The organism is Ideonella sp. WA131b, assembly GCA_023657425.1.
In the GTDB taxonomy this organism is placed as follows: Bacteria; Pseudomonadota; Gammaproteobacteria; order Burkholderiales; family Burkholderiaceae_C; genus Rubrivivax.
This window is the reverse complement of the sequence record JAGTJW010000002.1, coordinates 994,378-1,016,751: the sequence shown is the minus strand read 5'-3', so window position 1 is coordinate 1,016,751 and position 22,374 is coordinate 994,378. Positions and strand designations below refer to the sequence as shown.

Here is a 22,374-nt window from a genome sequence, read left to right as displayed (position 1 = left end):
GTCGCGGCCCTGGACTGGAGATGTGCCCGTGAAGCTGCTGTTCGTTGCCGACCCGCTGGAGTCGTTCAAGACCCACAAGGACTCGACCTTCGCGATGATGCGGGAGGCCGTGCGCCGCGGTCACACGCTGATGGCCTGCGAGCCGAAAGACCTGCGCTGGCAGCTTGGCGAGCCCGTGACGGCCTTCGTGCGCGACATCACCCTCACTGGCCGCAGCGGCCCCGGGGTGCACGACTGGTTCGGCGCCGCACAACAGCCGCCGCACGAGCGCCCACAGCCGCTCAACGGCGTCGATGCCGTGCTGATGCGCAAGGACCCGCCCTTCGACAGCGAGTACTTCTACGCCACCCACCTGCTGGGCCAGGCCGAGCGCGAGGGCGCGTGTGTCTTCAACAAGCCCGCGGCGCTGCGCGACCACCCGGAGAAGCTGGCGATCCTGGAGTTCCCGCAGTGGATCGCGCCCACGCTGGTGACGCGCGACGCCGCCGACGTGCGCCGCTTTCACGCCGAGCACCGCGACATCATCTGCAAGCCGCTCGACGGCATGGGCGGCATGGGCATCTTCCGCGTCGGCCCTGACGGCCTGAACCTCGGTGCCATCACCGAAACGCTCAACCGCGACGGCGCGCAGACGATGATGGTGCAGAAGTTCCTGCCGGCCATCGCGCAGGGCGACAAGCGCGTGCTCGTCATCGGCGGCCGGCCGGTGCCGTTCGCCCTGGCGCGCATTCCGCAGGGCACCGAGGTGCGCGGCAACCTGGCTGCCGGCGGCAAGGGCGTGGCGCAGCCGCTCTCCGAGGCCGACCGCGCCATCGCCGAGGCCTTGGGCCCGGTGCTGGCCGCACGCGGGCTGCTGCTGGTGGGGCTCGATGTCATCGGCGACCGTCTCACCGAGATCAACGTCACCAGTCCGACCTGCTTTGCCGAGATCACCGAGCAGACCGGCTACGACGTGGCCGCGATGTTCGTCGATGCGCTGGAATCCGCGCTGACCACGGGAGGCACGCCATGACCATGACCGACACCCTGCACCGGCTGCTCGACGCCGAGGCCGGCTTTGCGCCGGACTACGGCGGCGGGCTGGCCAACCACCGCCCGATGGCGCTGCACGCGCTGGCGCGGCTGGGGGCGCCTGACGAACGTCTGCAAGCCTACGCGCAGGCCTACGAGAGCCGCCTCTCGCCGGCCGAGGCGGTGCAGCCCTGGCCACCGGGCCAGCCCTGGGCCGACTACCTGGGCCACCGCGAGGCCTGGCCCAAGTACCGCGACCTGTTCGCGCAGTGGATCGTGCACGAGTCGGCCGGCGATCTGCTGCAGCAGGCACTGCCGCGGCTGATGCTGGGTGTGGGAGGGACGGCCTTCCACGGCTTCATCCGCACCGCGCACGCCGTGGCCGCCACCCACCGCGCCGAGCTGGTGGATGCGCTGGCCACCTGGGCCGCCGGCTGGCGGCCCCTGGGCCAGGCGCTGCCCACCCAGCCGCCGCACACCGATGACCCCGAGACCCTGCTGCGCCGCCTGAAGCCGGTGCGCGCGGCGGGCGGCTTCATCTCCCACGGCCTGCGCGCCGCGGCGGCCGCACCGGGCTTCGACCGGCTTGCCGCCGGCCTGGCGCTGTCGGCCGACACGCTGCCGCGCCTGGCGCGCCTGGCGGGCATGGCCTATGCCGCCAGCGGCAACTTCACGGTGCTGCACCTGGTGACGAGTTCGCTGGCGATGATCGAGCTCGAGCGCTATCTCGACCCCGACGAGCCCGAGCGGCTGCAGGCCGGGCGCGCCGCCTACTGGCGCGCCTTTGCCGCGGCGGTGGCGGCGGCCGGCATCGTCGTGCGGCCAACGCTGGCCCTGCGCCCCTGGCCGGCGCTGGTGGCCGAGGCCATCGCCCAGGACGACGATCACGTCATCAAGCTGGTCGACGCCTGCGTGCAGCATGCGGCCCGGGATCCCGACGGCCCCTGGCAGGCGGCCGCCACGCGGGCGCTGGCCTGAAGCGCCGCTGCCGCAGGCCCCGGGTGCCGCCGTCGGCGCCCGGGCAGGTCCTTGCGCCGACAATCGGCGCATGGCCCTTCTGTCCCTTGCCGGCGCGCACCTCGCGTTCGGCCATGTCGCGCTGCTGGATGGCGCGGCCCTGTCCATCGAATCCGGCGAGCGGCTGGCACTCATCGGCCGCAACGGCACCGGCAAGTCCTCGCTGCTGAAGATCCTGGCCGGGCTCGACAAGCCCGACGACGGCCTGATTTCGCTGCAGCAGGGCTTGCGGCGCGTGTTCGTGCCGCAGGAGCCCGGGTTCGCGCCCGGGGCGTGCGTCTTCGACGCCGTGGCCGAGGGTGTGGCCGAGGCGCGCGCGCTGCGCGAACGCTTCGAGCTGCATGCGGACGGAGATGACCTCGACGCCGTGCAGACGCGCCTGGAGGCCCTGGACGGCTGGACCTGGGAGCAGCGCGTGGCCGAGAGCCTGGAGCGCCTGCGCCTGGACGGCGACGCGCGTGTCGACGCGCTGTCGGGCGGCACGAAGAAGCGCGTGGCCCTGGCGCGTGCGCTGGTGGCGCGGCCCGAGCTGCTGTTGCTCGACGAGCCCACCAACCACCTCGACGTGGCCGCCATCGAGTGGCTGCAGGAGCTGCTGGTGGCCTGGCGCGGCGCGCTGGTCGTCGTCTCGCACGACCGCGCCTTCATCGACGCCGTGGCCACGCGCATCGTCGAGCTCGATCGGGGCGTGCTGCGCAGCTACCCCGGCCGCTTCAGCGCCTATGAGGCCACCAAGGCGCGCGAGCTGGAGGACGAAGCCCTGGCCAACGCCCGCGCCGACAAGCTGCTGGCGCAGGAAGAGGTGTGGGTGCGCAAGGGCGTGGAGGCCCGGCGCACGCGCAGCGTGGGCCGCGTGGCGCGGCTGGAGGGGCTGCGCAAGGCCCGCGCCGAGCGGCGCGACGTGCTGGGGCGCGTGCGCCTGGAGATGGAGGCTGGGCTGCCGCCGGGCAAGATCGTCGCGGAGTTGACCGAGGTGTCGATGCGCTTTCCCGTCGAAGGCAGGGCTGACGGCCCGCCGCTGGTGGACCGCTTCACCGCCACCATCCTGCGCGGCGACAAGGTCGGCCTCATCGGCCCCAACGGCAGCGGCAAGACCACGCTGCTCAAGCTCATCCTGGGCGAGCTGCAGCCCACGGCCGGCAAGGTCCGCCAGGGCACGCGGCTGCAGGTGGCCTACTTCGACCAGATGCGCGCCGGGCTCGACCTCGACGCCACGCTGGCCGACACCATCAGCCCCGGCAGCGAGTGGATCGAGCAGGGCCAGCCGCCCAAGGTGACGCGCAAGCACGTGATGAGTTACCTGAGCGACTTCCTGTTCGCCCCCGAGCGCGCCAACTCACCGGTGCGCACGCTGTCGGGCGGCGAGCGCAATCGCCTGCTGCTGGCGCGCCTGTTCGCGCTGCCGGCCAACGTGCTGGTGCTCGACGAGCCCACCAACGACCTCGACATCGACACGCTGGAGCTGCTCGAAGAGCTGCTGCAGGCCTTCGAGGGCACGGTGTTCCTCGTCAGCCACGACCGGCGCTTCCTCGACAACGTCGTCACCAGCACCATCGCCTGGGAGGGCGACCCGGCCTTCGGCGGCCGGCCCGGCTTCTGGCGCGAGTACGAGGGCGGCTACGAGGACTGGAAGCGCCAGCGCGAGCGCGCCCGTGTGGCGCCGCCGGCCGCCGCCCCAGCCCCGCGGCCGGCCGTCGCGCCTGCGCCGGCCGCGGCTGCGCCCAGGGCCAAGCTCAGCTACAAGGAGCAGCGCGAGCTCGACGGCCTGCCCGCGCGCATCGAGGCGCTGGAGGCCGAGCAGAAGGCGCTGCAGGCCGAGCTGGCCGACCCCGCCACCTACGCGCGCGACGCGCAGTCCGTGCCCGCGCTGCACGCGCGCCACGAGGCGCTGGAGGCCGAGCTGCTGCAGGCCCTGGAGCGCTGGGAAGCCCTGGCCTCGCGCTGACGAGGGTCCCGTGCCCGCTCGCGCCCGAGGCTCGGGCCGTGGCAAGGGGCAGGGCGGGCAGCGTGGGGATGGCAGCTCGATGCGTTCAGCGCGTCAGCAGCCGCCGCGCCGTGAAGCTGCACGCATCCACCAGCAGCACCAGCGCGATCATCGCGCCCAGGATGGTGGCGGTCTTGCCCATGTGGAACAGGCCCATGTGGAACTGCAGCAACTGCCCCAGCCCGCCCGCACCCACCACGCCCAGCACGGCGGCGGCGCGGATGTTGTTCTCCCACCGGTACAGCGTGTAGCTCATCAGCTGCGGCAGCACCTGCGGCAGCGTGGCGTACAGGAACACGCGCACGGGGCCCACGCCCTGGGCGCGCAGCGCGTCGCCCGGGCCGGGCGGGGCGTTCTCGATGGCCTCGGCGAACAGGCGTCCCAGCACGCCTGCGGTGTGGATGGCCAGCGCCAGCGTGCCGGCGAACGGCCCCAGGCCGGCGGCGATGAGCAGCAGCGCCGCCCACACCAGTTCGGGCACCGAGCGCAGCGCGTTGAGCACGAGGCGCATCGTGCCGCGCCCGCGGGCGGCGTCGCCCTCGTGCAGGCGGCTGGCGGGCAGGGCCAGCAGCAGGCCCGCGGCGGCGGCCAGCGCCGTGCCCAGCGCCGACATCGCCAGCGTCTCCCAGGTGCCCCGCAGCACCCGGGCCAGGAACTCGGGGCTGGTGTCGGGCGGGAACAACTCGCCCAGGAAGCGGCCCATGCTCCGCGCCGCCTCGGGGCTGAAGAACTGCGCCCATTGCAGGTCGAGGCTCCAGAAGCTGGCGACGATCAGAGCCAGCAGCCCGGCCGTGAACCAGCAGGCCCTGCAGCGGGCGTCGAACAGGCGCGGCGGCAGCCGGTAGGGCGGGTTGGCGGCGGGGGGCAGGCTCATGGCGGCGCGCGTGATGTCAGCCCAGCGCCCGGCGCAGCCCCGCGCTCACGCGGTCGGCCAGCGCCACCAGCGCCACGAACACGGCCAGCATCGTGAAGACCTCGCCGCCGTTGAACATCTTCATCGAGTTGTCGAGCTGCTGGCCCAGGCCGCCCGCACCCACGAAGCCCAGCACCACCGAGCTGCGGATGGCGCACTCCCAGCGGTACACGGTGTAGCTCGTGAGCTCTGCCGCGTTCTGCGGCAGCAGGCCGTAGAACAAGGCCTGCAGGCGCGAACTGCCGTTGCGCAGCAGCGTCTGCGTGGCGTGCGTCTCGCCGGACTCGAGGATCTCGCCATAGACCTTGCCCAGCATGCCGCCGTAGGTGAGCGCAATCGCCAGCACGCCGGCCGTTGGCCCCAGGCCCACCACGCGCACGAAGACCAGCGCCCACACCAGATCGGGCACGCTGCGCAGCACGATGAGCAGCAGGCGCACGCCCTGGCGCAGCACCGCAGGCAGCGCCGCCATGCGACCCGACAGTGCCGACACCGACAGCACGCGCGTGGACAGCAAAGTCAGCGGCACGGCCACCACGAACGCCAGCGTCATGCCCGCGGTGGCGATGGCCACGGTGCGCCAGGCCTCGCGCGCCACCATGGCCAGGAATTCGGCGCCGTGAGCCGGGGGCAGGAAGCTGGCGAGGAACTGCCCCGTGACCTTGAGGTTGTCCCGCTCCAGCAGGATCCAGGGCCGGAACTCGGTGGCCACCAGCATTGGCCACAGCAGCACGGTGGCGGCGCCGATCCAGAACACCCGGCCCAGCCAGGCGGGGTCGCGCGCGGGGGGGGCCAGGTGGGGGGCGAGCGCGGTGGACATCAGGGCGCCAGTCGACGGCCGGGCCGGAAAGGTTTCACCGGCAGTGCATCACTACCGGGGCTGCCGCCGGGGCGGTGGGGGCGTCGTCGGGCAGCGGCGCGGCGCCCTGCAACTCGTGCTCGTGCTGCGCGTACAGGCGCTGCAGCCGCTCGCGCGTGACAGCGGCGGCCGGCAGGTCGAAGGCCACCGAGCCCTGGTGCAGGGCCAGGATGCGCGGGAAGTGCGCCAGCGCCATGTCCACCTGGTGCAGCGTGGCCACCAGGGTGACGCCGCGCGCACGCGCCTCACCGACCAGCGTCTCGATGGCCTGGCGCGCGCGCGCGGGGTCGAGCGCCGACAGCGGCTCGTCCACCAGCCACAGCCGCGCTGGCGCCAGCAGCGCACGCGCCAGCCCCACGCGCTGGCGCTCGCCGCCGGAGAGGCGGTCGACGCGCTCGAACAGCTTCTCGGCGAGGTCGAAGCGCTCCAGCCCGGCGTGCGCAGCCGGGATGTCGGACGGGTAGAACAGGCTCTTCACGCTGGCCAGCAGCCCCATGGCCGGCAGCCGGCCGGCCAGCACGGACGTGACCACGCGCTGCCGAGGTGGCAGCGGCGGCACCTGAGGCGCCAGGAAGAGGCGCCCGCGCAGCGCCTGCAGCTCGCGCCGCGGCAGCGTCCATGGGTCGGTGCCGTCGAGCGTGAGCCTGCCGGCGCTGGGCGGCAGGGCGCAGGCCAGCGCCTGCAGCAACGTCGTCTTGCCGGCGCCGGACGGGCCGATGACGGCCAGCACCTCGCCAGCGCCCACGCCCAACGTGGTGGGCCGCAGCGCCGGGGCGACACCGGGGCGCGCCGCCGGGTGGCGGGCGGCCACGCCTTCCAGCCGGATCTCCAGGCCCTGGCTCAAGCTCAAGGGCCTGCCCCGCGTTTTGCGCTCACAGCAGCCCGGCGCTGCGGCCGGCGGCCTCCAGGCCCTTGTAGTTCTCGGCCCGTGTGGGGATGTAGCGCGTGGCGCGGTTCAGGCGCAGGATCTCGGCGCCCTCGGGCGTGGCCGGGCTCAGGTCGAGCAGCGCCTTGGTGACGCGCTCGCGCAGCGCCGCGGGCATGTCGGCGTGCACCGACCAGTTGTAGTTGAAGAAGGGCGGCGTGGTGAAGAACACGTCCACGGCCTTGGTGTCGACGCGGTTCTCGGCGACGAACTTGCGCCACACCGTGATGTCCAGCGCCGCGGCGTCGACCTTGCCGCTCACGACGCTGGCGATGGTGGCGTCGTGCGCGCCGCTGTAGGCGATGCGGCGGAAGTCGCGTTCGGGGTTGATGCCGGCGTCGAGCAGGTTGCTGCGCGGCATGAGGTGACCCGAGGTGCTGCTCGGCGAGCCGAAGCTCACCTGCCGGCCCCGCATGTCGGCCAGGGTCTTGATGCCGCTGTCCGTCTTGGCGATGAAGACGCTGCGGAACTGGGTGTCCTCTTCGCGCTGGGCGATGGGGATGATCCTGCCGCCCGAGCGCAGCTGCGCCTGCACGTGCGTGAAGCCGCCGAACCAGACGAGGTCGACGCGCTTGTTGACCAGCGCCTCCACGGCGGCCGGGTAGTCGGTGACCGGCGTGAACTCGACCTTCACGCCCAGCGTGCGCTCGAGGTACTGCGCCAGCGGCGTGAACTTGCGCACCTGCTCGGTCGCGGCTTCCTCGGGGATGGTGGTGACGCGGAAGACCTGCTGCGCCTGCGCCTGCGCGGCAAGCAGGCCCAGGCTGGCGACAGCCGACAGCAGCAAGGCGCGGCGGGTGGCGTGGAGGAACGGCATGGGGCTCTTCCCTGGGCGATGGTCTTGCAACCGAAGCGGCGACTCTAGCGAATGCCCGCTGATAGAGTGGCCCGGGCCAGGAACACCCCGTGACCGCACCCCGTTTCATCGCCGTGACCCGCCCCGATGCCGCCGCGCTGGCCGCGGAGGCTGCCGCCGGGCTGCTGCTGCCGGCCGCCGCCGTGTCGCCGAAATTCCTGTACGACGCGCTCGGCTCGCGCCTGTTCGACGCCATCACCGAACTCGACGAGTACTACCCCACGCGCACCGAGGCGGCGTTGTTCGCGGCCCATGGCGCCGCCATCGCCGATGCCGTGTTGGCTGCCACCGGTCCCGCGCCGGCGCTGGTGGACCTGGGTGCCGGCGACGGCGCCAAGGCGGCGCGGCTGTTCCCGCGGCTCGCCCCGGGCCGCTACGTCGCGGTCGACATCTCGGTGGACTACCTGCGGGGCACGCTCGAGCGCCTGTCGCGCGAGCACCCCGGCATCGCGATGCTGGGCGTGGGGCTGGACTTCGGTGCCGGCCTGCGGCTGCCCGACGGCGTCGTCGAGGCCCCGGCGCTGGTGTTCTACCCGGGCAGCAGCATCGGGAACTTCGCGCCCGACGAGGCGCGCGCGCTGCTGGCCGACATGCGCCACGCCAGCCGCGGCGGTGCCGTGCTGGTGGGGGTGGACCTCGTCAAGGCCGCGTCACGCCTGGAAGCTGCGTACGACGATGCCCTGGGCGTGACCGCGGCCTTCAACCTGAACATCCTGCGGCGTCTCAACACGCTGCTCGGTGCCGACTTCCGGCCCCGCCAGTGGCAGCACGTGGCGCTGTACGACGCCGCAGAAGCGCGCATCGAGATGCACCTGCAGGCGCGCGAGGCGCTGGTGGTGCGCTGGCCGGGCGCCGAGCGCCGCTTTGCCGCGGGTGAGCGCATCCACACCGAGAACTCGTACAAGTGGACCCTGCCGCGCTTCGGCGCGCTGCTGTCCGAGGCCGGCTTCGGGCAGCATCGGCACTGGACGGACGAGGCCGGCGAGTTCGCGGTGTTCGTGGCGCGCTAGGGCGGCCGGGGCTCAGTTCGCCACGCTGCGCAGGCCGGCCGGGATGTCGCAGCGGCTGGCGCCGAAGAAGTTGCGGTAGGCCGGGTGGGCCAGCCGAGGCTGCGTCAGGTAGGACGCGCCCTTCAGCACCGGCCGGCTGTCGAACCACGGCGCGCTGTAGTCGCGGTACAAGTGCGGCTCGAAGCCCGGGAAGGGCGCAAACGCGCTGGCCGTCCACTCCCAGACGTCGCGCCAGCGGAAGGCCGCGCCGGCCTGGCGTTCGGCCAGCACCCACTCGGCCTCGGTGGGCAGGCGGCGCCCGGCCCAGCGGCACCAGGCCTGGGCTTCGTGGGCGCTGACGAAGGCCAGCGGCTGCTCGGGCCGCAGCCGCTCGCGCAGGCGCTCCAGGCGCGCCGGCTCCTGCTGCTGGCGCCAGGCCCAGCCGGCCTCGCTCCACCAGCGCCGCTCGGCGTGGCCGCGCGCGAGAAACGGCAGGAAGGCGTCCCCGCGCAGCGCCTGCGCGTCGATCTCGAACGGCGCCACGCGCTCGAGGTGGCCGCCGTGCTCGTTGTCGAAGGCAAAGCCGCGCGACTGCGCCGGGCGGCCGAGCTCGACCTCGCCGCCGTCGATGCGCAGCGCCGCCGCGGCGGCCGGCAGCCTGCGCGGCTGCCAGCGCGCGTCGTCGATCGCCACGCCGAGGCCGTGCGCCATGTACAGCGCGGCCTCGTGGTGCATGTCCTCGTGCAGCAGCACCAGGCGGAAGGCGTAGAGCGTGTCGTCGGCGTCGTCGGGGGCATCCTGCAGAAGCGCCAGCGTGGCGTCGAGCTGCGCTGCGAGCTCGGCCCGGGTCCTGGCCGCGTCGGGCAGCGGCAGCGCCCAGCGCGTGGCGTGCGGCACGCTGCCGGAGTCGTACAGCGCCTCGGCGTCGGGCCGTTGCGCGGGGCGGCGCGGCAGCGCGGGGTCGGCCCGCGGGCCCTCGCGCCAGGCCGGGTAGCGCGTCGTCCACCAGCCCTGGAACCAGCCGACGTGGCCCAGCTCCCACAGCGGCGGATTCAGTTCCTCGCGCTGCGGCACCTGCAGCCCGGGCAGCGCTCGCTCGAACGCCGCGAAGGTGGCCAGCGTGTCGGCGCGGCTGGCGCGCAGCAGCGCGGCCAGCGTGGCGCGGTCGCCCTGGCGCGCGGCACGGGCTGCCGCGCCGGGGCCGGCACCGTCGGGCTCTGGTAGCGTCATCGCATGCATCGGCCGCCCGTTCCTCCGCGGATCGTCCTCGTGACGCCGGCATTGGCTACGGCCAACAACGGCAACTGGCAGACGGCACGCCGCTGGGCCCGTTTGCTGGCGCCAGCTTATCGCGTGACGCTCACTGACCGCGCCACGCCGGCCCAGATCGCCGACGCCGACGCGCTGCTGGCGCTGCACGCGCGACGCTCGGCGCCGTCCATCCAGGCCTGGCGCGCAACGCACGCCAAACGGCCGCTGGTGGTGGTGCTCACGGGCACCGACCTATACCGCGACATCGCGGGTGACGCCGACGCGCAGCGTTCGCTGGCGCTGGCCGACCGCCTGGTGGTGCTCAACGCCCACGGCGCGCGCGCGCTGCCCGCGGCGCTGCGGCCCAAGGCCCGCGTCGTGCTGCAGAGCTGCCCGGCGCGCCGGCCGCTGGCCAAGCCGCAGCGCCACCTGCGCGTGCTGATGGTGGGCCACCTGCGCGACGAGAAGGACCCACAGACCTACTGGCGCGCCATCGCCCGGCTGCACGCGCGCGCCGACCTGCGCTTCGACCACATCGGCGGACCGCTCGACCCCACGCTCGGCGACGAGGCGCGCGCGCGGGCCGCAGCGGATGAGCGTTTGCGCTGGCTGGGCGCGCTGCCGCACGCCACCACGCGCGCCCGCATCCAGCGCGCCCACGTGCTGGTGCACGCGAGCCGCATGGAAGGCGGCGCACACGCCGTCATCGAGGCGCTGCGCAGCGGCACGGCGGTGCTGGCCTCGGCCATCGACGGCAACACCGGCTTGCTGGGCGACGATTACCCGGGCCTGTTCGCGCCCGGCGACGATGCGGCGCTGGCGGCGCTGATCGAGCGCTGCCGCGACGAGCCGTCTATGCTGCCTACCCTGCGCGCCGCGGGCGACCGCCGCGCCCCCTTGTTCACGCCGCGGGCCGAGTCTGCGGCCCTGCACGCCCTGCTGCGCGAACTGCTCGACCCCGCGCGCGCCCAGCAGGCCCGCCCCGCTTCCGGAGACCGACCATGAACGCCCCCGAAAAGACCCCCACCGAGCCGCGCCTCACGTCTCTTTCGCACGGCGGCGGCTGCGGCTGCAAGATCGCCCCCGGTGTGCTCAGCGAGATCCTCAAGGGCACGGCCGCCATGCCCATCCCGAAAGAGCTGCTCGTGGGCATCGAGACCGCCGACGACGCCGCTGTCTACCAGCTCAACGACGAGCAGGCGCTGATCGCGACGACGGACTTCTTCATGCCCATCGTCGACGACCCCTTCGACTTCGGCCGCATCGCCGCCACCAACGCCATCAGCGACGTCTACGCCATGGGCGGCCGGCCCATCCTGGCGTTGGCGCTGGTGGGCATGCCGATCAACGTGCTGAGCACGGCCACCATCGGCCGCGTGCTCGAGGGCGGCGCCAGCGTGTGCCGCACGGCCGGCATCCCCATCGCCGGTGGCCACACCATCGACAGCGTCGAGGCCATCTACGGCCTCGTCGCGCTGGGCCTCGTGCACCCGCAGCGCGTGAAGCGCAACGCCGATGCCCAGGCCGGCGATGTGCTGGTGCTGGGCAAGCCGCTGGGTGTGGGCGTGATGAGCGCGGCGCTGAAAAAGGGCGAGCTCGGCGAGGCCGGCTACGCGCAGATGATCGCCACGACGACGAGGCTCAACACCCCGGGGCCGGACCTTGCCGCCATCGACGGCGTGCACGCGCTGACCGACGTCACCGGCTTCGGCCTGGCGGGCCACGCACTGGAGCTGGCGCGCGGCGCGCGCTGCACCGTGTGCATCGACTGGGCCGCCGTGCCGCTGCTGGACGGTGTGCGCGGGCTGGCGGGGCAGGGCTTCGTCACCGGCGCCTCGGGCCGCAACTGGGCCGGTTACGGGCACGACGTGGACGTGCCGGCCAGCCTGGCGGCCGAGGACCGCGCCCTGCTGACCGACCCGCAGACCAGCGGCGGCCTGCTCGTGAGCTGCACGCCCGAGTCGGTGGACGCGGTGCTGGCCACCTTCCGCCAGCACGGCTTCGGCGCGGCGGCGGTGGTGGGCCGCATCGAGGCCGGCGCGCCGCGGCTGGTGGTGGCCTGAGCGGGTGCGCGCATGACGCATCGCCGCCTCATCAGCTCCGGCTCGCCCTTCGAGGCGCAGATCGGCTACTCGCGCGCCGTGGTGCAGGGCGACTGGGTCTTCGTCTCGGGCACCACGGGCTTCGACTACCGCACGATGCAGATCTCGCCCGACGTGGCCGAACAGGCGCGCCAGTGCCTGGCCCACATCGCGGCGGCGCTGCACGAGGCCGGCGCCTCCACGGCCGACGTCGTGCGCGTGCACTACATCCTGCCCGAGCCGGCCGACTTCGAGGCCTGCTGGCCCGTGCTGCGCGAGGTGTTCGGCGAGGTGCGCCCGGCGGCCACGATGATGGGCGCGAAGCTGCTCGACCCGCGCATGCGCATCGAGATCGAGGTCACGGCACTGCGGCGGCACGGGGAGGGGCCGCGGTGAGCGGCGCGCTGCAGGGGCTGCGCATCCTGGTGACGCAGGCCGGGGACTTCATGGGCCCGGCGCTGTGCGAGGCGCTGGCCGGGCAGGGCGCTCAGGTGCTCGCGAGCACCGAGCCGCTGGCAGAGCCCGGCGCGGCAGAGGCCGCGGTGCGTGGGGCCGGGCCGATCGACGTGCTGGTGGCCAACCTCGCGATCCGCGCGCCCTCCACACCGGTGGCCGAGGTGCGCGATGCCGAGTGGCGCGAGGTCTTCGCCGCGCTGGTGGACCCGCTGCCGCGCCTGGCCGCCGCGGTCGTGCCGGGCTTCGTGCAGCAGGGCCGCGGCCGCATCCTCGTCGTCGGCAGCGCCTCGGCGCTGCGTGGCATCAGGCGCGCCTCCACCTACAGTGCGGCGCGCGGCGCGCAACTGGCCTGGGTGCAGGCGGCGGGCGTCGAACTCGCGCCGCGCGGCATCCGCGTCAACGCCATCGCGCAGAACTTCGTCGACAACCCGACCTACTTCCCGCCCGCCGTGCAGGCCGACCCGCGCTTCCAGGAGCGGCTGTCGCGCGAGGTGCCGCTGGGCCGGCTGGTCTCCGCGCACGAGGACGCGCAGTTCGCCGCCTACCTGTGCAGCCCGGCGGCCGACTGCTTCGTCGGGCAGGTGTTCCCGGTCTGCGGCGGCTGGGTCGCCCGCTGAACCGCAGGCCACGGCGACGTCCACGCATGCTGGCCCGGAGCCCCTTCAGCCCCGGCTTCGTCGTCCTGCACGGCAACCGCATCGAAGACCTGGCCACGGTGGCGCTGGACTGGCTGGCCCGCCACCCGCTGGGCCCGCTGGACGAAGAGACCCTGCTCGTGCCCAGCTCGGGCATGGCCGAGTGGCTCAAGGCCGCGATGGCCGAGCAGCTGGGCGTGGCTGCCGGGTTCCGCATCGAGCTGCCGGCGCAGTTCACCTGGCGCGCCTGGCGCGCCGTGCTGGGTGCGGCGGCGGTGCCGGCAGCCTCGCCGCTGGACAAGGGCCCGCTCACCTGGTGGCTGATGCGGCGGCTGCCCGAGCTGGCGGCGCACGCCGAGTTCGCGCCGCTGGCGGGTTTCTTGGCCGTGGACCCGTCGCCGCTGCGGCGGCTGGAGCTGGCGCGGCGCCTGGCCGACCTGTTCGACCAGTACCAGGTCTACCGCCCCGACTGGCTGGACGACTGGGCCGCTGGCCGCGACCGGCTGCGCCGCCGGGCCGGCGAGACCGGCGCCGAGCCGCTGCCAGGGGGCCAGGCCTGGCAGCCCGCCTTGTGGCGGGCGCTGGTGGCTGAACTCGGCGAGCGGGCCGAGGCCGGCGAGCCCGTGGCCGCGCCGCGCCCCTTGCTGCACCGGCGATTCATTGCCGCGCTCAAGGCCCGGGGCGCAGGCCACCCGCCGCCCGGCCTGCCGCCGCGGCTTCTGCTTTTCGGCACCACGCACCTGCCGCACACCACGCTCGAGGCGCTGGGCGAGCTCTCGCGCCACATCCCCGTGCTGCTGGCCGTGCCCGACCCCAGCAGCCACCCCTGGGCGCTGGAGGCGAGCGACGACCCCGCGGGCCACCCGCTGCTGCAGGCCTGGGGCCGCCAGGGCCGCGACTTCCTGCGCCAGCTCGCGGTGTGGGACAGCGGCCGCGAGCGCGCCGAACAGCTGGGCCTGGCGCGCACCGACCTGTTTGACGAAGCCCCGGCGCGCTCGGCGCTGGATCAGGTGCAGGCGCGGATGCGCGACCTGACCCCGCCGCCACCCCCCAACGAACCGCTGCCGTGGCCGAACGGCGACCGCAGCCTCGTCTTCCACCAGGCCCACGGCCCGCTGCGCGAAGTGGAGCTGCTGCACGACCAGCTGCTCGACGCCTTCGCCCGGCGCGAGTTCGAGCCGCGCGACGTGGTGGTGATGGTTCCCGACATCGAGCGCTTCGCGCCGGCCATCGCCGCCGTGTTCGGCCGTTTCGCGCCGGGTCAGCCCCGCCACATCCCCTGGGGCCTGGCCGACCGCCGCGAGCGGGGCCGCCACCCGCTGCTGCGCTCGCTGGAGGCGCTGCTGCAGGTGCGCGAGCGCCGCTTCACGCACAGCGAGCTGCACGACTGGCTGGCCACGCCGGCCGTGGCGACGCGCTGGGGCTTGGCCGACGCCGACGTGGAGCAGCTCGGCACCTGGATGGCCGGTGCCGGCGTGCGCTGGGGCCTGCACGAGGCGCAGCGGGCCGCGCTGGGCCTGCAGGCCGCGGGCGCCGTGGGCACCTGGCGCTTCGCGCTCGACCGCCTGCTGCTGGGCTACGCCACCGGCGCGCTGCCCCCCGGGGCCGAGCCACCGGGCGGCGAACCGGGCCTCGACCCCTGGCCCGAGGTCGCCGGTGTCGACGCCGCGCTGCTCGGCACCCTGGCCGACGCGCTGGCGCGGCTGGACGCCTGGTGGGCCGAGGCCGAATCGCCGCGTCCGCCCGCGGCCTGGCTGCCCGAGCTTCGCGCGCTGCTGACGGCCATGTTCAGCGCCAGTGACGACCGCGAGAAGAGCCTGCTGGCGCTGCTCGACGAGGCCCTGCAGGCCTGGGTGGCCACCTGCGAGGCCGCGGGCTTTGCCGAGCCCGTGGGCCTCGATCTCGTGCGCGAGGCCTGGCTCGCGGGCGTGGACGAGGCCGGCGGCGGCCGCTTCCGTGCCGGCGGCGTTACCTTCTGCACGTTGCTGCCGCTGCGCGCCATTCCCTTCCGCTGTGTCTGCCTGCTGGGCATGAACGACGGCGAGTACCCGCGCCCGGGCTCGCGCAGCGACTTCGACCTCATGGCCGACACCGAGCTGGCTCGCCCCGGCGACCGCTCGCGCCGCGACGACGACCGGCAGCTGATGCTCGACGCGCTGCTGGCGGCGCGCGACCGCCTGCACATCAGCTGGAGCGCCCACCGCGCGCGCGACAACCAGGCGCAGCCGCCCTCGGTGCTGGTGCAGCAGCTGCGTGACCACGTCGTGGCGCTGTGGGGCGAGGATGCGCTCAAGGCCATGACCGTGGCGCATCCGCTGCAGCCCTTCAGCCGCCTGTACCTCGAGGTTTCGGGACCCGAGCGGCTCTTTACCTACGCCGACGAGTGGCGCGGTCTGCACGCGGATCCGGCGCCCGTGCGGGTGTCTGACACAACGCGTGGAGACAGCGAAGCGCCGGAGCCCCCGGCGGTGCTGCCGCTGCAGCGGCTGGTCGAGTTTGTGCGCAGCCCTGTGCAGGCCTTCTTCCGCCAGCGTCTGCGCGCCGACCTGCGCCTGCAGGACGACACGCTCGAGGACGACGAGCCCTTCGCCGCCGGCGGCCTGCAGGGCTGGCAGTGGCGCGACGAGATCCTGCGTGCGCACCCGGGTGACCCCAGGGCCGCCGCGGCGCAGCTTTCGCGCACCGTGGCGCGGCTGCGGCGCGAGGGCCGCCTGCCCTGGGGCGGGCCCGGTGAGGCCGCGGCCGAGGCGCTGGCCGCCGAGATGGCGCCGGTGCTGGCCGCCTGGGCGGCTTGGTGCTCGGACCACAGCGAGCCGACGGATGCCGCCGAGCGGGCCGCCACGGGTGTGGTGTTGGCGCTGCCGGAATCGGCGCACACGCTGCGCATCGAAGCCGGCCCGTTGCCCTGGCGCCGGGATGCCAAGGGCCAGCCGCAGCTGCTGCGCGTGAGTGCCAGCCGCGTGTGCAGCGGCAAGCCCAAGCCAACGCCCAAGTCCAAGGGCGAATCCAAGTCCGATCCCAAGCCCCGGGCCGACAAGCTGGTGGCGCCCTGGCTCGAGCAACTGGCCCTGGGCGCGAGCGGCCGGCCCTGCGGGCTGTGGGTGCTGGGCACCGACCGCATCGTGCGCGCGGGGCCCGTGCCTGAAGCCGAGGCGCGCGAGAGACTCGCCGCGCTGGCCGCGGGCTGGCTGGAGGGCACCGGCGAACACGGCCCCTGGCCCACGGCGCTGGCCACCGGCCTGGCGAAGTTGGCCGGGCGCGACGCACGCGCGGCTTACGAGAGCGGCCACCAGCGCCGCGGCGACGACCAGGACCCGCACCTCGCACGCCTGTTCCCGCGCTTCGACGATCTGGCGGCCGCCCCTCGCTTCGAGGCCGTCACCGCCACGCTGTACGGCCCGTTCGCCGCGTGGCTGGGCACGCTGCGGATCGACCCGCTGCCCGACGCGGTGGTGGCCGACGATGACGACGAGGCCGCCGATGACTGATCGGCTCGACCTGCTGACGCTGCCCCTGGCCGGCAGCCACGTGATCGAGGCCAGCGCCGGCACCGGCAAGACCTGGACGCTGGCCGCCCTGGTGCTGCGCCTGGTGCTCGGCGATGGCCGTGCGCGGCCGCTGCACCCGCGCGAGATCCTCGTGATGAGCTTCACGCAGGCCGCCACGCGCGAGCTGGTGGAGCGCATCCGCGAGCGGCTGGCGAAGGCCACCGCGGCCTTCCGCCAGGGCGCGGGCGCCGGGCACGATGCCGATGCCGTGCTGAAGGCGCTCGTCGCCGCCCGCCCCGCCGCCGCCGAGCGCGAGGCCGCCTTGCGGCTGCTGCTGCGCGCCGCCGACGCCATGGACGAGGCGGCCGTGCACACCATCGACGCCTGGTGCCAGCGCGTGCTGCGCGAACACGCCTTCGACAGTGGCAGCCGCTTCGACGAGGAGCTCGTGGCCGACGAATCCGAGCTGCGCCGCCAGGCGCTGCGCGACTGGTGGCGCAGCGAGGTCTACCCGCTGCAGGGCGAGGCGCTGGCCGCCGTGCTGGCGCAGTGGCCGGACGTGGATGCGCTGGAGCACGCGCTGGTGCCGCTGCTGAAGGTGGGTGATGTGCGCGTGGCCGGCAGCGCCGAAGCCATCGGCGACCTGGCCCGGCGCAAGGCCGAAGAGCTGCGGGCTCTGAAGCAGGGTTGGGGCCAGCGCTGCGACACCCTGAGGGCGTGGTTTGCTCCCCGCACGGTTTCGGGCCGCTCCCACTTCGACGGCGCTGTGATCCGCTCGAATTGGGTCGATGGCTGGATCGACAAGATCGAGGCCTGGGCCCTGGACCCGAATGCCGAGGAGCTCGACCTCAAGACCGGCAACGAGCGCCTCTTGCCCGAGACGGTGCAGGCTGCATTCAAGCCCGGCAAGGCCTGTGAGCTGCCGGTCGAATTGAGCGACTACGCCGCCTTGCGCCGGGCCGTCGATGAGCGTGATCCCACGCGCAGCGCGCTGATGCAGCAGGCCCACGCCCAGATCGCCGCGCGCCTGCAGGCCCAGAAGCAGCGCGCCTCGCTCGCCGGCTTCGCCGACCTGCAGCGCCGTCTGTCCGACGCGCTCGACCCCGGCTTGCGCGGCGAGGCTGCCGGGCGCCTGCGCGCGCAGGTGCTGTCCCGCTACCCCGTGGCGCTGATCGACGAGTGCCAGGACAGCTCACCCGTGCAGATGGCCCTGTTCGGGCGGCTGTGGGGCTTCGGCCACGACGACCCTGCACGCACGCTGCTGCTGATCGGCGACCCCAAGCAGTCGATCTACCGCTTCCGCGGTGCCGACATCCACGGCTTCCTGCGCGCCCGCGAGGCGGCGGGCACGCGCGTGCATGGGCTCGGCACGAACTTCCGCTCCACACCCGAACTCGTGGCGACCGTGAACGCCGTGTTCGAGCAGGCCGAGGCCACACGCCGGCCCGCGGGCGCTTTCCGCTTCGGCGCCGACGCACACGGCCGCCCGCGGCTGCCCTTCGAGCGCGTGGACGCGATGGGCCGCGCCGACAGCCTGCTCGTGGCCGGCGCGCCCGTGACGGCGCTCACCGTGGCGCTCGACCGCGCTGTGAACGGCGTCGCCCAAGCCCGCGAGCGCCTGGCGGAGGCTTGTGCCGAGCAGATCGTGGCCTGGCTGGACGACCCCGCCGCGCGCTTCATCGACCCCAAGGACCGCGAGACGCCCGAACGCCGCCTGCGCCCGCGCGACATTGCCGTGCTGGTGCGGGGCAAGGCCGAGGCCGATGCCGTGCGCGCCGCGCTGGCCCGGCGGGCCGTGCGCTCGGTCTACCTCTCCGAGAAGGACTCGGTGTTCGCCGAACCCGAGGCCGCCGATCTGCTGCGCCTGCTGCGCGCCGTGGCCGAGCCCTCTGACGGCCGTGCCGTTCGCGCCGCCCTGGCCAGTGGCTGGGTAGGCCTGCTGCTGGCCGAGTTGTGCGCGCTGGCCGACGACGACGCGCGCTTCGAGCAGGCCGTGGAGCAGGTGCTCGCACTGCGCGGCGTGTGGCGCCAGCAGGGCGTGCTGGCGGCGCTGCGCCAGGCGCTGCACACGCTGGTGTCGCCCGGCCGCTGGGCGCAGCCCGGCGGCGAACGCGCGCTCACCAACACGCTGCACCTGGCCGAGCTGCTGCAGGCCGCCGCCGAGCAGCAGCCCGGCGAGGCGGCGCTGCTGCGCTGGCTGGCCGACGAGATCGCCACCGCCACCGACGGCGAGGGCGCGCCCGACGAGCAGCTGCTGCGCCTGGAGAGCGACGCCGACCTCGTGCCCATCGTCACCGTGCACAAGAGCAAGGGGCTCGAGTACCGGCTGGTGTGCGTGCCGTTCGCGTCGCTCGTGTCGCGCCACCGCGCGCCGGCCTTCGCGGTGCTGCCAGCCGACGAGGCCACGGCGGGCGACGGCCGCCGCGCCGTCGTCTTCGCGCCCGACGAGGCCACGCGCGCCGCCGACGAGGCCGAGCAGGCGCGCGAAGCCCTGCGCCTGCTGTACGTGGCGCTCACCCGGGCGCGCCACGGCCTGTGGCTGGGCGTGGCGGCGGCGTGCGTGGGCAACGCCAAGGCCCATGCGTGGCACCGCAGCCCGCTGGGCTGGCTGGTCAGCGGCGAGGATGTCCTCGACGACACCGCCGTTGTCGCCGCCATCGAGCTGTGGGCCGGCCGCCTGCCGCACACCCGCCTCGTGCCACTGTGGACCGGCGCCGACGAGGGCCGGCCCGCGCCGGCAAAGCCCTGGGCCGACCCGCAGCCGGTGCGGGCGCTGCGCCCGCCTCGAACCCTGCCCGCACAGCCGGCCGCGGGCTGGGCCGTCGGCAGCTACTCGGGCTTCGTGCGCGGCCTGGCCGACGCCGCCCCGGCGCGGGGCTGGCGCGACGACGAGGCGCCGGGCCTGACCGCCACCGACGTCCTTCCAGGCACGCCGGCCACGCCGGCCCGCGCCGCGCCCTGGCACCGCTTCCCGCGTGGCACCGGCCCAGGCCAGCTTCTGCACGAGCAGCTCGAATGGCTGGCCGGCGAGCGCTTCGCGCTGGCGCGCGAGTCCGCGCTGGCCGCGGCGCTGCGCACGCGCCTGGCGCGCCGCGCGCCCGAGGTGAACGCCGACGACGTGGTCGACTGGCTGGCAAAAGTCTGCGACACGCCCGTGCCCGCACTGGGCGCGGCGCTGTCGGGCCTGTCGCGCACCTGGCCCGAGCTGGAGTTCTGGCTGCCCACCGAGGGCCTGGACGCGGCCCGTGTGGACGCGATGTGCCGCGAGCACATCCTGCCGGGCCACGAGCGCCCCGCGCTGCCGCCACGACGCCTGCGCGGCCTGCTGATGGGCTTTGCCGACCTGGTGTTCGAGGCACCGGACGGCCGCTTCGGCGTGCTCGACCACAAGAGCAACGCCCTGGGCGACGACGACGCGGCCTACACGCCCGAGGCCCTGGCCGAGGCCGTGCTGCACCACCGCTACGACGTGCAGGGGGCGCTGTACCTGGTGGCGCTGCACCGGCTCCTGCGCCAGCGGCTGGGCGGGCGCTACCAGCCGGCGCGGCAGCTGCACGGCGCCACCTTCCTGTTCCTGCGCGGCGTGGCGGCAGCGGGCGCGGGCGCCTGGCACCTGGCCCCGCCGCGGGCGCTGATCGAAGGGCTGGACGCGATGTTCAGTGGTGCCAAGGGGTTGTCCGCATGAAACCCGAGCTGCGCACCACCACGCCGCCGCTGGCCGATGCCCTGGCCGGGCTGCTGGCGCGTCTGGACGCCACGGCGCCGGCCAGCCTGCGGGCGGCCACGCGGTTGCTGGTGGCGCTGGAGCTGCGCGGCCACACGCGCCTGCCGCTGGAAGGCGGCGCCCGAGCCGCGCTGGCCGAGGCCGGGCTGGAGGCGCAGCCCTGGGCGCGCGAGCTGCCCGCCGACGCCACCGCGGCGCAGCGCGCCTGGGCCGTGTGCTCGCTCGTGGCCGTGGAGCCTGGCGGCGACACCGCGGCCCCGCTGGTGCTGCAGCACGGCGCACTGGCGTTGCGGCGCCACTGGCAAGACGAGCGGCGCGCCGCGGTGCTGCTGCGCGAGCGCCTGCTCGCGCCACCCGTCGCAGGCGACCGGGCCGCGCTGGCCCCGCTGCTCGACGCCCTGTTCCCGCCGCGCCCCGGCACCACCCCGGCCGACGATGCCCAGCGCCGTGCGGCGGCCGTGGCCGTGCAGGGCCGCGTCGCCGTCATCAACGGCGGCCCCGGCACCGGCAAGACCTGGACCGCCGCGCGCGTGCTGGTGCTGTTGCAGGCGCTGCACGGCGCCGAGCCGCTGCGCCTGGCGCTGGCCGCGCCCACGGGCAAGGCCGCGGCGCGTCTGCGTCAGTCGATCGAGGCCGCGCTGCAGCCCGGTGCCGTGCCCGTGCCCGCGGCCATCGCCCAGGCCCGCGTCATCGTGGCCGCGGCGCTGGCCGCACAGCCCGCACGCACGCTGCACGCCACGCTGGGCGGCCGGCCCGGAACACGGCGCTTTGCCCACGCGGCCGGCAACCCGCTGCCGGTGGACCTGCTGCTCGTCGACGAGGCCTCCATGGTGCACGGCGAGATGCTCGCGGCCATGCTGGAGGCGCTGCCTGCCCGCGCGCGCCTGGTGCTGCTGGGCGACCGCGACCAACTGGCCTCGGTGGAGGCCGGCGCCGTGATGGCCGAGCTGTGCGCGGCCGGTTCGCCGCTGGCGCCGCAGACCGTGACGCTGACCGCCGGCCACCGCTTCGACGGGCCGATCGCCGAGCTCGCGGCCGCCACCAACCACGGCAACGCGGCCGCGGCCCGCGCGCTGTTCGACGCCGGCCACGAGGCCCTGCGCCTGCTGCCGCTGCCCACGTCGGCGCGCACGTCGGCGGCCACCGCCACGCCGCTGCTGGCGCTGGCTGCGGGTGAGCAGGGCCACGGCCCCTTCGTGGCGCTGCAGCGCCAGCGCCCGGCCGGCGACGCCGGCTTCGAGGCCTGGGCGGCGGCCCTGCTGCGCGCGCTCGACGGCTTCCGCCTGCTGGCGGCGTTGCGCGAAGGCCCGCTGGGCGTCGCCACACTCAACGCGCGCCTCACCGACGCGCTGGGTTTCCGCCCCGGCGCCGACGGCTGGTTCGAGGGCCGGCCGGTGATGGTGACGCGCAACGAGCCGCAGCTCGGCGTGTTCAACGGCGACGTCGGCGTGGCGCTCGGCCCGCCGGGCGGCGGCGCGCTGCGCGTGTGGTTCCTCGACGGCGCCACGCTGCGCTCGGTGGCCGCGTCGCGGCTGGCCGCGGTGGAGACGGCCTGGGCGATGACGGTGCACAAGAGCCAGGGCTCGGAGTTCGGCCACGTGGCCCTGGTGCTGCCGGGCGAGGACAGCCCGGTGCTGACGCGCGAACTGGTCTACACCGGCATCACGCGCGCGCGCCGCCGGCTCACGCTGGCCGGCCCGCAGCCGGCCTTGCTGGCGCAGGCGCTGGCGCGGTGCACGCGGCGCTTCAGTGGGCTGGGCGACGCGCTGCGCAGGCTCTAGGAGCGTGGGACAGTGTCAGCGCGCGGGGCTGGCTGCGGGCGGCGCGCTCTTGACGACGATGCCCTGATCGGGTGCGTCCAGGCGCCTCGCATCCGGCAGCGGCCGGCCGCTGGGCGGCGGCAGGCGGCTGAACAGCCCCGGGCGCGCCGGTGGTGAGCGGACCGCCGCGGAGGCGGCCGCTGCAACGCTCGGGGCGCCCGGCGGTGCCGAAGCTGCGTCGGCGGCAGCCGGCGCCTCGATCAGCACCTTGCCCGGCGTGGTGCCCTTGGTGATGGCCAGGCGCTTGTCGGCCAGCGCGTTCTGCGCAGGGGCGGACAGAGGAGCCGCCATCAACAGCGCGGCAATCAGGGCGAGCAGAGGGCGGGTGTGCATGACGCGATCATCTCGCAACGCGCCACCGGCCG

Annotated in this window: 17 protein-coding genes; 11 read left to right on the top strand and 6 right to left on the bottom strand. The window is 74.8% G+C overall.

Annotated elements, in window-relative coordinates; translation table 11 throughout:
• Positions 1 to 28 precede the first annotated feature (28 nt).
• The 3 genes from gshB (at position 29) to KA711_14705 (ending at position 3,973) form a co-directional block, all read left to right on the top strand.
• Positions 29 to 1,012, top strand: a complete 984-nt coding sequence (gshB, locus tag KA711_14715) for a glutathione synthase (protein ID MCM0610221.1) — start codon at positions 29 to 31, stop codon at positions 1,010 to 1,012.
• Positions 1,009 to 1,989 carry a DUF4243 domain-containing protein gene (locus tag KA711_14710; protein ID MCM0610220.1) on the top strand — a complete coding sequence of 327 codons (981 nt, stop codon included), beginning with the start codon at positions 1,009 to 1,011 and terminating at the stop codon, positions 1,987 to 1,989. Before gshB ends, KA711_14710 begins: the two co-directional genes overlap by 4 nt.
• 70 nt (positions 1,990 to 2,059) lie before the next feature.
• Complete coding sequence (locus KA711_14705; GenBank protein MCM0610219.1) at positions 2,060 to 3,973, top strand: ATP-binding cassette domain-containing protein; 1,914 nt, start codon at positions 2,060 to 2,062, stop codon at positions 3,971 to 3,973.
• Between the two features lie 85 nt (positions 3,974 to 4,058).
• On the opposite strand, the gene phnE is transcribed toward KA711_14705, so the two are convergent.
• Genes phnE through KA711_14685 form a run of 4 tightly spaced genes read right to left on the bottom strand, consistent with a single transcriptional unit; the run spans position 4,059 to position 7,526 of the window.
• Entirely contained in the window at positions 4,059 to 4,886 is an 828-nt protein-coding gene (gene phnE, locus KA711_14700) for a phosphonate ABC transporter, permease protein PhnE (protein MCM0610218.1), read from the bottom strand.
• A 16-nt stretch (positions 4,887 to 4,902) separates the two neighbouring features.
• Positions 4,903 to 5,745: an ABC transporter permease gene (locus KA711_14695; GenBank protein MCM0610217.1), complete on the bottom strand. Its 843-nt coding sequence runs from the start codon at positions 5,743 to 5,745 to the stop codon at positions 4,903 to 4,905.
• 34 nt (positions 5,746 to 5,779) lie between these two features.
• Positions 5,780 to 6,616 (bottom strand): ATP-binding cassette domain-containing protein, encoded by an 837-nt coding sequence (locus KA711_14690; protein ID MCM0610216.1) that lies wholly within the window; start codon positions 6,614 to 6,616, stop codon positions 5,780 to 5,782.
• 40 nt (positions 6,617 to 6,656) lie between these two features.
• Positions 6,657 to 7,526 (bottom strand): putative selenate ABC transporter substrate-binding protein, encoded by an 870-nt coding sequence (locus KA711_14685; protein MCM0610215.1) that lies wholly within the window; start codon positions 7,524 to 7,526, stop codon positions 6,657 to 6,659.
• 89 nt (positions 7,527 to 7,615) lie between these two features.
• Here KA711_14685 and egtD point away from each other — a divergent pair, with 89 nt between their 5' ends.
• Positions 7,616 to 8,575, top strand: coding sequence for an L-histidine N(alpha)-methyltransferase (egtD, locus tag KA711_14680; protein ID MCM0610214.1), 960 nt, complete (start codon positions 7,616 to 7,618; stop codon positions 8,573 to 8,575).
• A gap of 12 nt (positions 8,576 to 8,587) precedes the next feature.
• Here egtD and KA711_14675 read toward each other — a convergent pair whose 3' ends face one another.
• Positions 8,588 to 9,784: an SUMF1/EgtB/PvdO family nonheme iron enzyme gene (locus KA711_14675; GenBank protein ID MCM0610213.1), complete on the bottom strand. Its 1,197-nt coding sequence runs from the start codon at positions 9,782 to 9,784 to the stop codon at positions 8,588 to 8,590.
• A 3-nt stretch (positions 9,785 to 9,787) separates the two neighbouring features.
• Between KA711_14675 and KA711_14670 the strand changes: the two genes are divergently transcribed.
• Genes KA711_14670 through recD form a run of 7 tightly spaced genes read left to right on the top strand, consistent with a single transcriptional unit; the run spans position 9,788 to position 21,970 of the window.
• Complete coding sequence (locus KA711_14670) at positions 9,788 to 10,810, top strand: TIGR04348 family glycosyltransferase (protein ID MCM0610212.1); 1,023 nt, start codon at positions 9,788 to 9,790, stop codon at positions 10,808 to 10,810.
• Positions 10,807 to 11,868 (top strand): selenide, water dikinase SelD, encoded by a 1,062-nt coding sequence (gene selD / locus KA711_14665; GenBank protein MCM0610211.1) that lies wholly within the window; start codon positions 10,807 to 10,809, stop codon positions 11,866 to 11,868. Before KA711_14670 ends, selD begins: the two co-directional genes overlap by 4 nt.
• A 12-nt stretch (positions 11,869 to 11,880) precedes the next feature.
• The gene (locus KA711_14660) at positions 11,881 to 12,282 is read left to right on the top strand and encodes a RidA family protein (GenBank protein ID MCM0610210.1); all 402 of its coding nucleotides are present in this window, start codon (positions 11,881 to 11,883) and stop codon (positions 12,280 to 12,282) included.
• Between the two features lie 50 nt (positions 12,283 to 12,332).
• A complete protein-coding gene (locus KA711_14655) occupies positions 12,333 to 12,959 on the top strand; it encodes an SDR family oxidoreductase (protein ID MCM0610209.1) in 627 nt (208 codons plus the stop codon).
• 26 nt (positions 12,960 to 12,985) lie between these two features.
• Positions 12,986 to 16,465 carry an exodeoxyribonuclease V subunit gamma gene (recC, locus tag KA711_14650; GenBank protein MCM0610208.1) on the top strand — a complete coding sequence of 1,160 codons (3,480 nt, stop codon included), beginning with the start codon at positions 12,986 to 12,988 and terminating at the stop codon, positions 16,463 to 16,465.
• Complete coding sequence (gene recB, locus KA711_14645) at positions 16,458 to 20,150, top strand: exodeoxyribonuclease V subunit beta (protein ID MCM0610207.1); 3,693 nt, start codon at positions 16,458 to 16,460, stop codon at positions 20,148 to 20,150. The genes recC and recB overlap by 8 nt, the downstream gene beginning before the upstream one ends.
• Positions 20,147 to 21,970, top strand: a complete 1,824-nt coding sequence (recD, locus tag KA711_14640; GenBank protein ID MCM0610206.1) for an exodeoxyribonuclease V subunit alpha — start codon at positions 20,147 to 20,149, stop codon at positions 21,968 to 21,970. The genes recB and recD overlap by 4 nt, the downstream gene beginning before the upstream one ends.
• Before the next feature lie 15 nt (positions 21,971 to 21,985).
• On the opposite strand, the gene KA711_14635 is transcribed toward recD, so the two are convergent.
• Positions 21,986 to 22,342, bottom strand: a complete 357-nt coding sequence (locus KA711_14635) for a hypothetical protein (protein MCM0610205.1) — start codon at positions 22,340 to 22,342, stop codon at positions 21,986 to 21,988.
• Positions 22,343 to 22,374 lie beyond the last annotated feature (32 nt).

Bases quoted from the DNA above. Each gene is read 5' to 3' on its own strand.
- KA711_14710 (MCM0610220.1), top strand. From the start codon at position 1,009: ATGACCATGACCGACACCCTGCACCGGCTGCTCGACGCCGAGGCCGGC.
- KA711_14705 (MCM0610219.1), top strand. From the start codon at position 2,060: ATGGCCCTTCTGTCCCTTGCCGGCGCGCACCTCGCGTTCGGCCATGTC.
- phnE (MCM0610218.1), bottom strand. From the start codon at position 4,886: ATGAGCCTGCCCCCCGCCGCCAACCCGCCCTACCGGCTGCCGCCGCGC.
- KA711_14695 (MCM0610217.1), bottom strand. From the start codon at position 5,745: ATGTCCACCGCGCTCGCCCCCCACCTGGCCCCCCCCGCGCGCGACCCC.
- KA711_14685 (MCM0610215.1), bottom strand. From the start codon at position 7,526: ATGCCGTTCCTCCACGCCACCCGCCGCGCCTTGCTGCTGTCGGCTGTC.
- KA711_14675 (MCM0610213.1), bottom strand. From the start codon at position 9,784: ATGACGCTACCAGAGCCCGACGGTGCCGGCCCCGGCGCGGCAGCCCGT.
- KA711_14670 (MCM0610212.1), top strand. From the start codon at position 9,788: ATGCATCGGCCGCCCGTTCCTCCGCGGATCGTCCTCGTGACGCCGGCA.
- selD (MCM0610211.1), top strand. From the start codon at position 10,807: ATGAACGCCCCCGAAAAGACCCCCACCGAGCCGCGCCTCACGTCTCTT.
- KA711_14660 (MCM0610210.1), top strand. From the start codon at position 11,881: ATGACGCATCGCCGCCTCATCAGCTCCGGCTCGCCCTTCGAGGCGCAG.
- KA711_14655 (MCM0610209.1), top strand. From the start codon at position 12,333: ATGGGCCCGGCGCTGTGCGAGGCGCTGGCCGGGCAGGGCGCTCAGGTG.
- recC (MCM0610208.1), top strand. From the start codon at position 12,986: ATGCTGGCCCGGAGCCCCTTCAGCCCCGGCTTCGTCGTCCTGCACGGC.
- recB (MCM0610207.1), top strand. From the start codon at position 16,458: ATGACTGATCGGCTCGACCTGCTGACGCTGCCCCTGGCCGGCAGCCAC.
- recD (MCM0610206.1), top strand. From the start codon at position 20,147: ATGAAACCCGAGCTGCGCACCACCACGCCGCCGCTGGCCGATGCCCTG.
- KA711_14635 (MCM0610205.1), bottom strand. From the start codon at position 22,342: ATGCACACCCGCCCTCTGCTCGCCCTGATTGCCGCGCTGTTGATGGCG.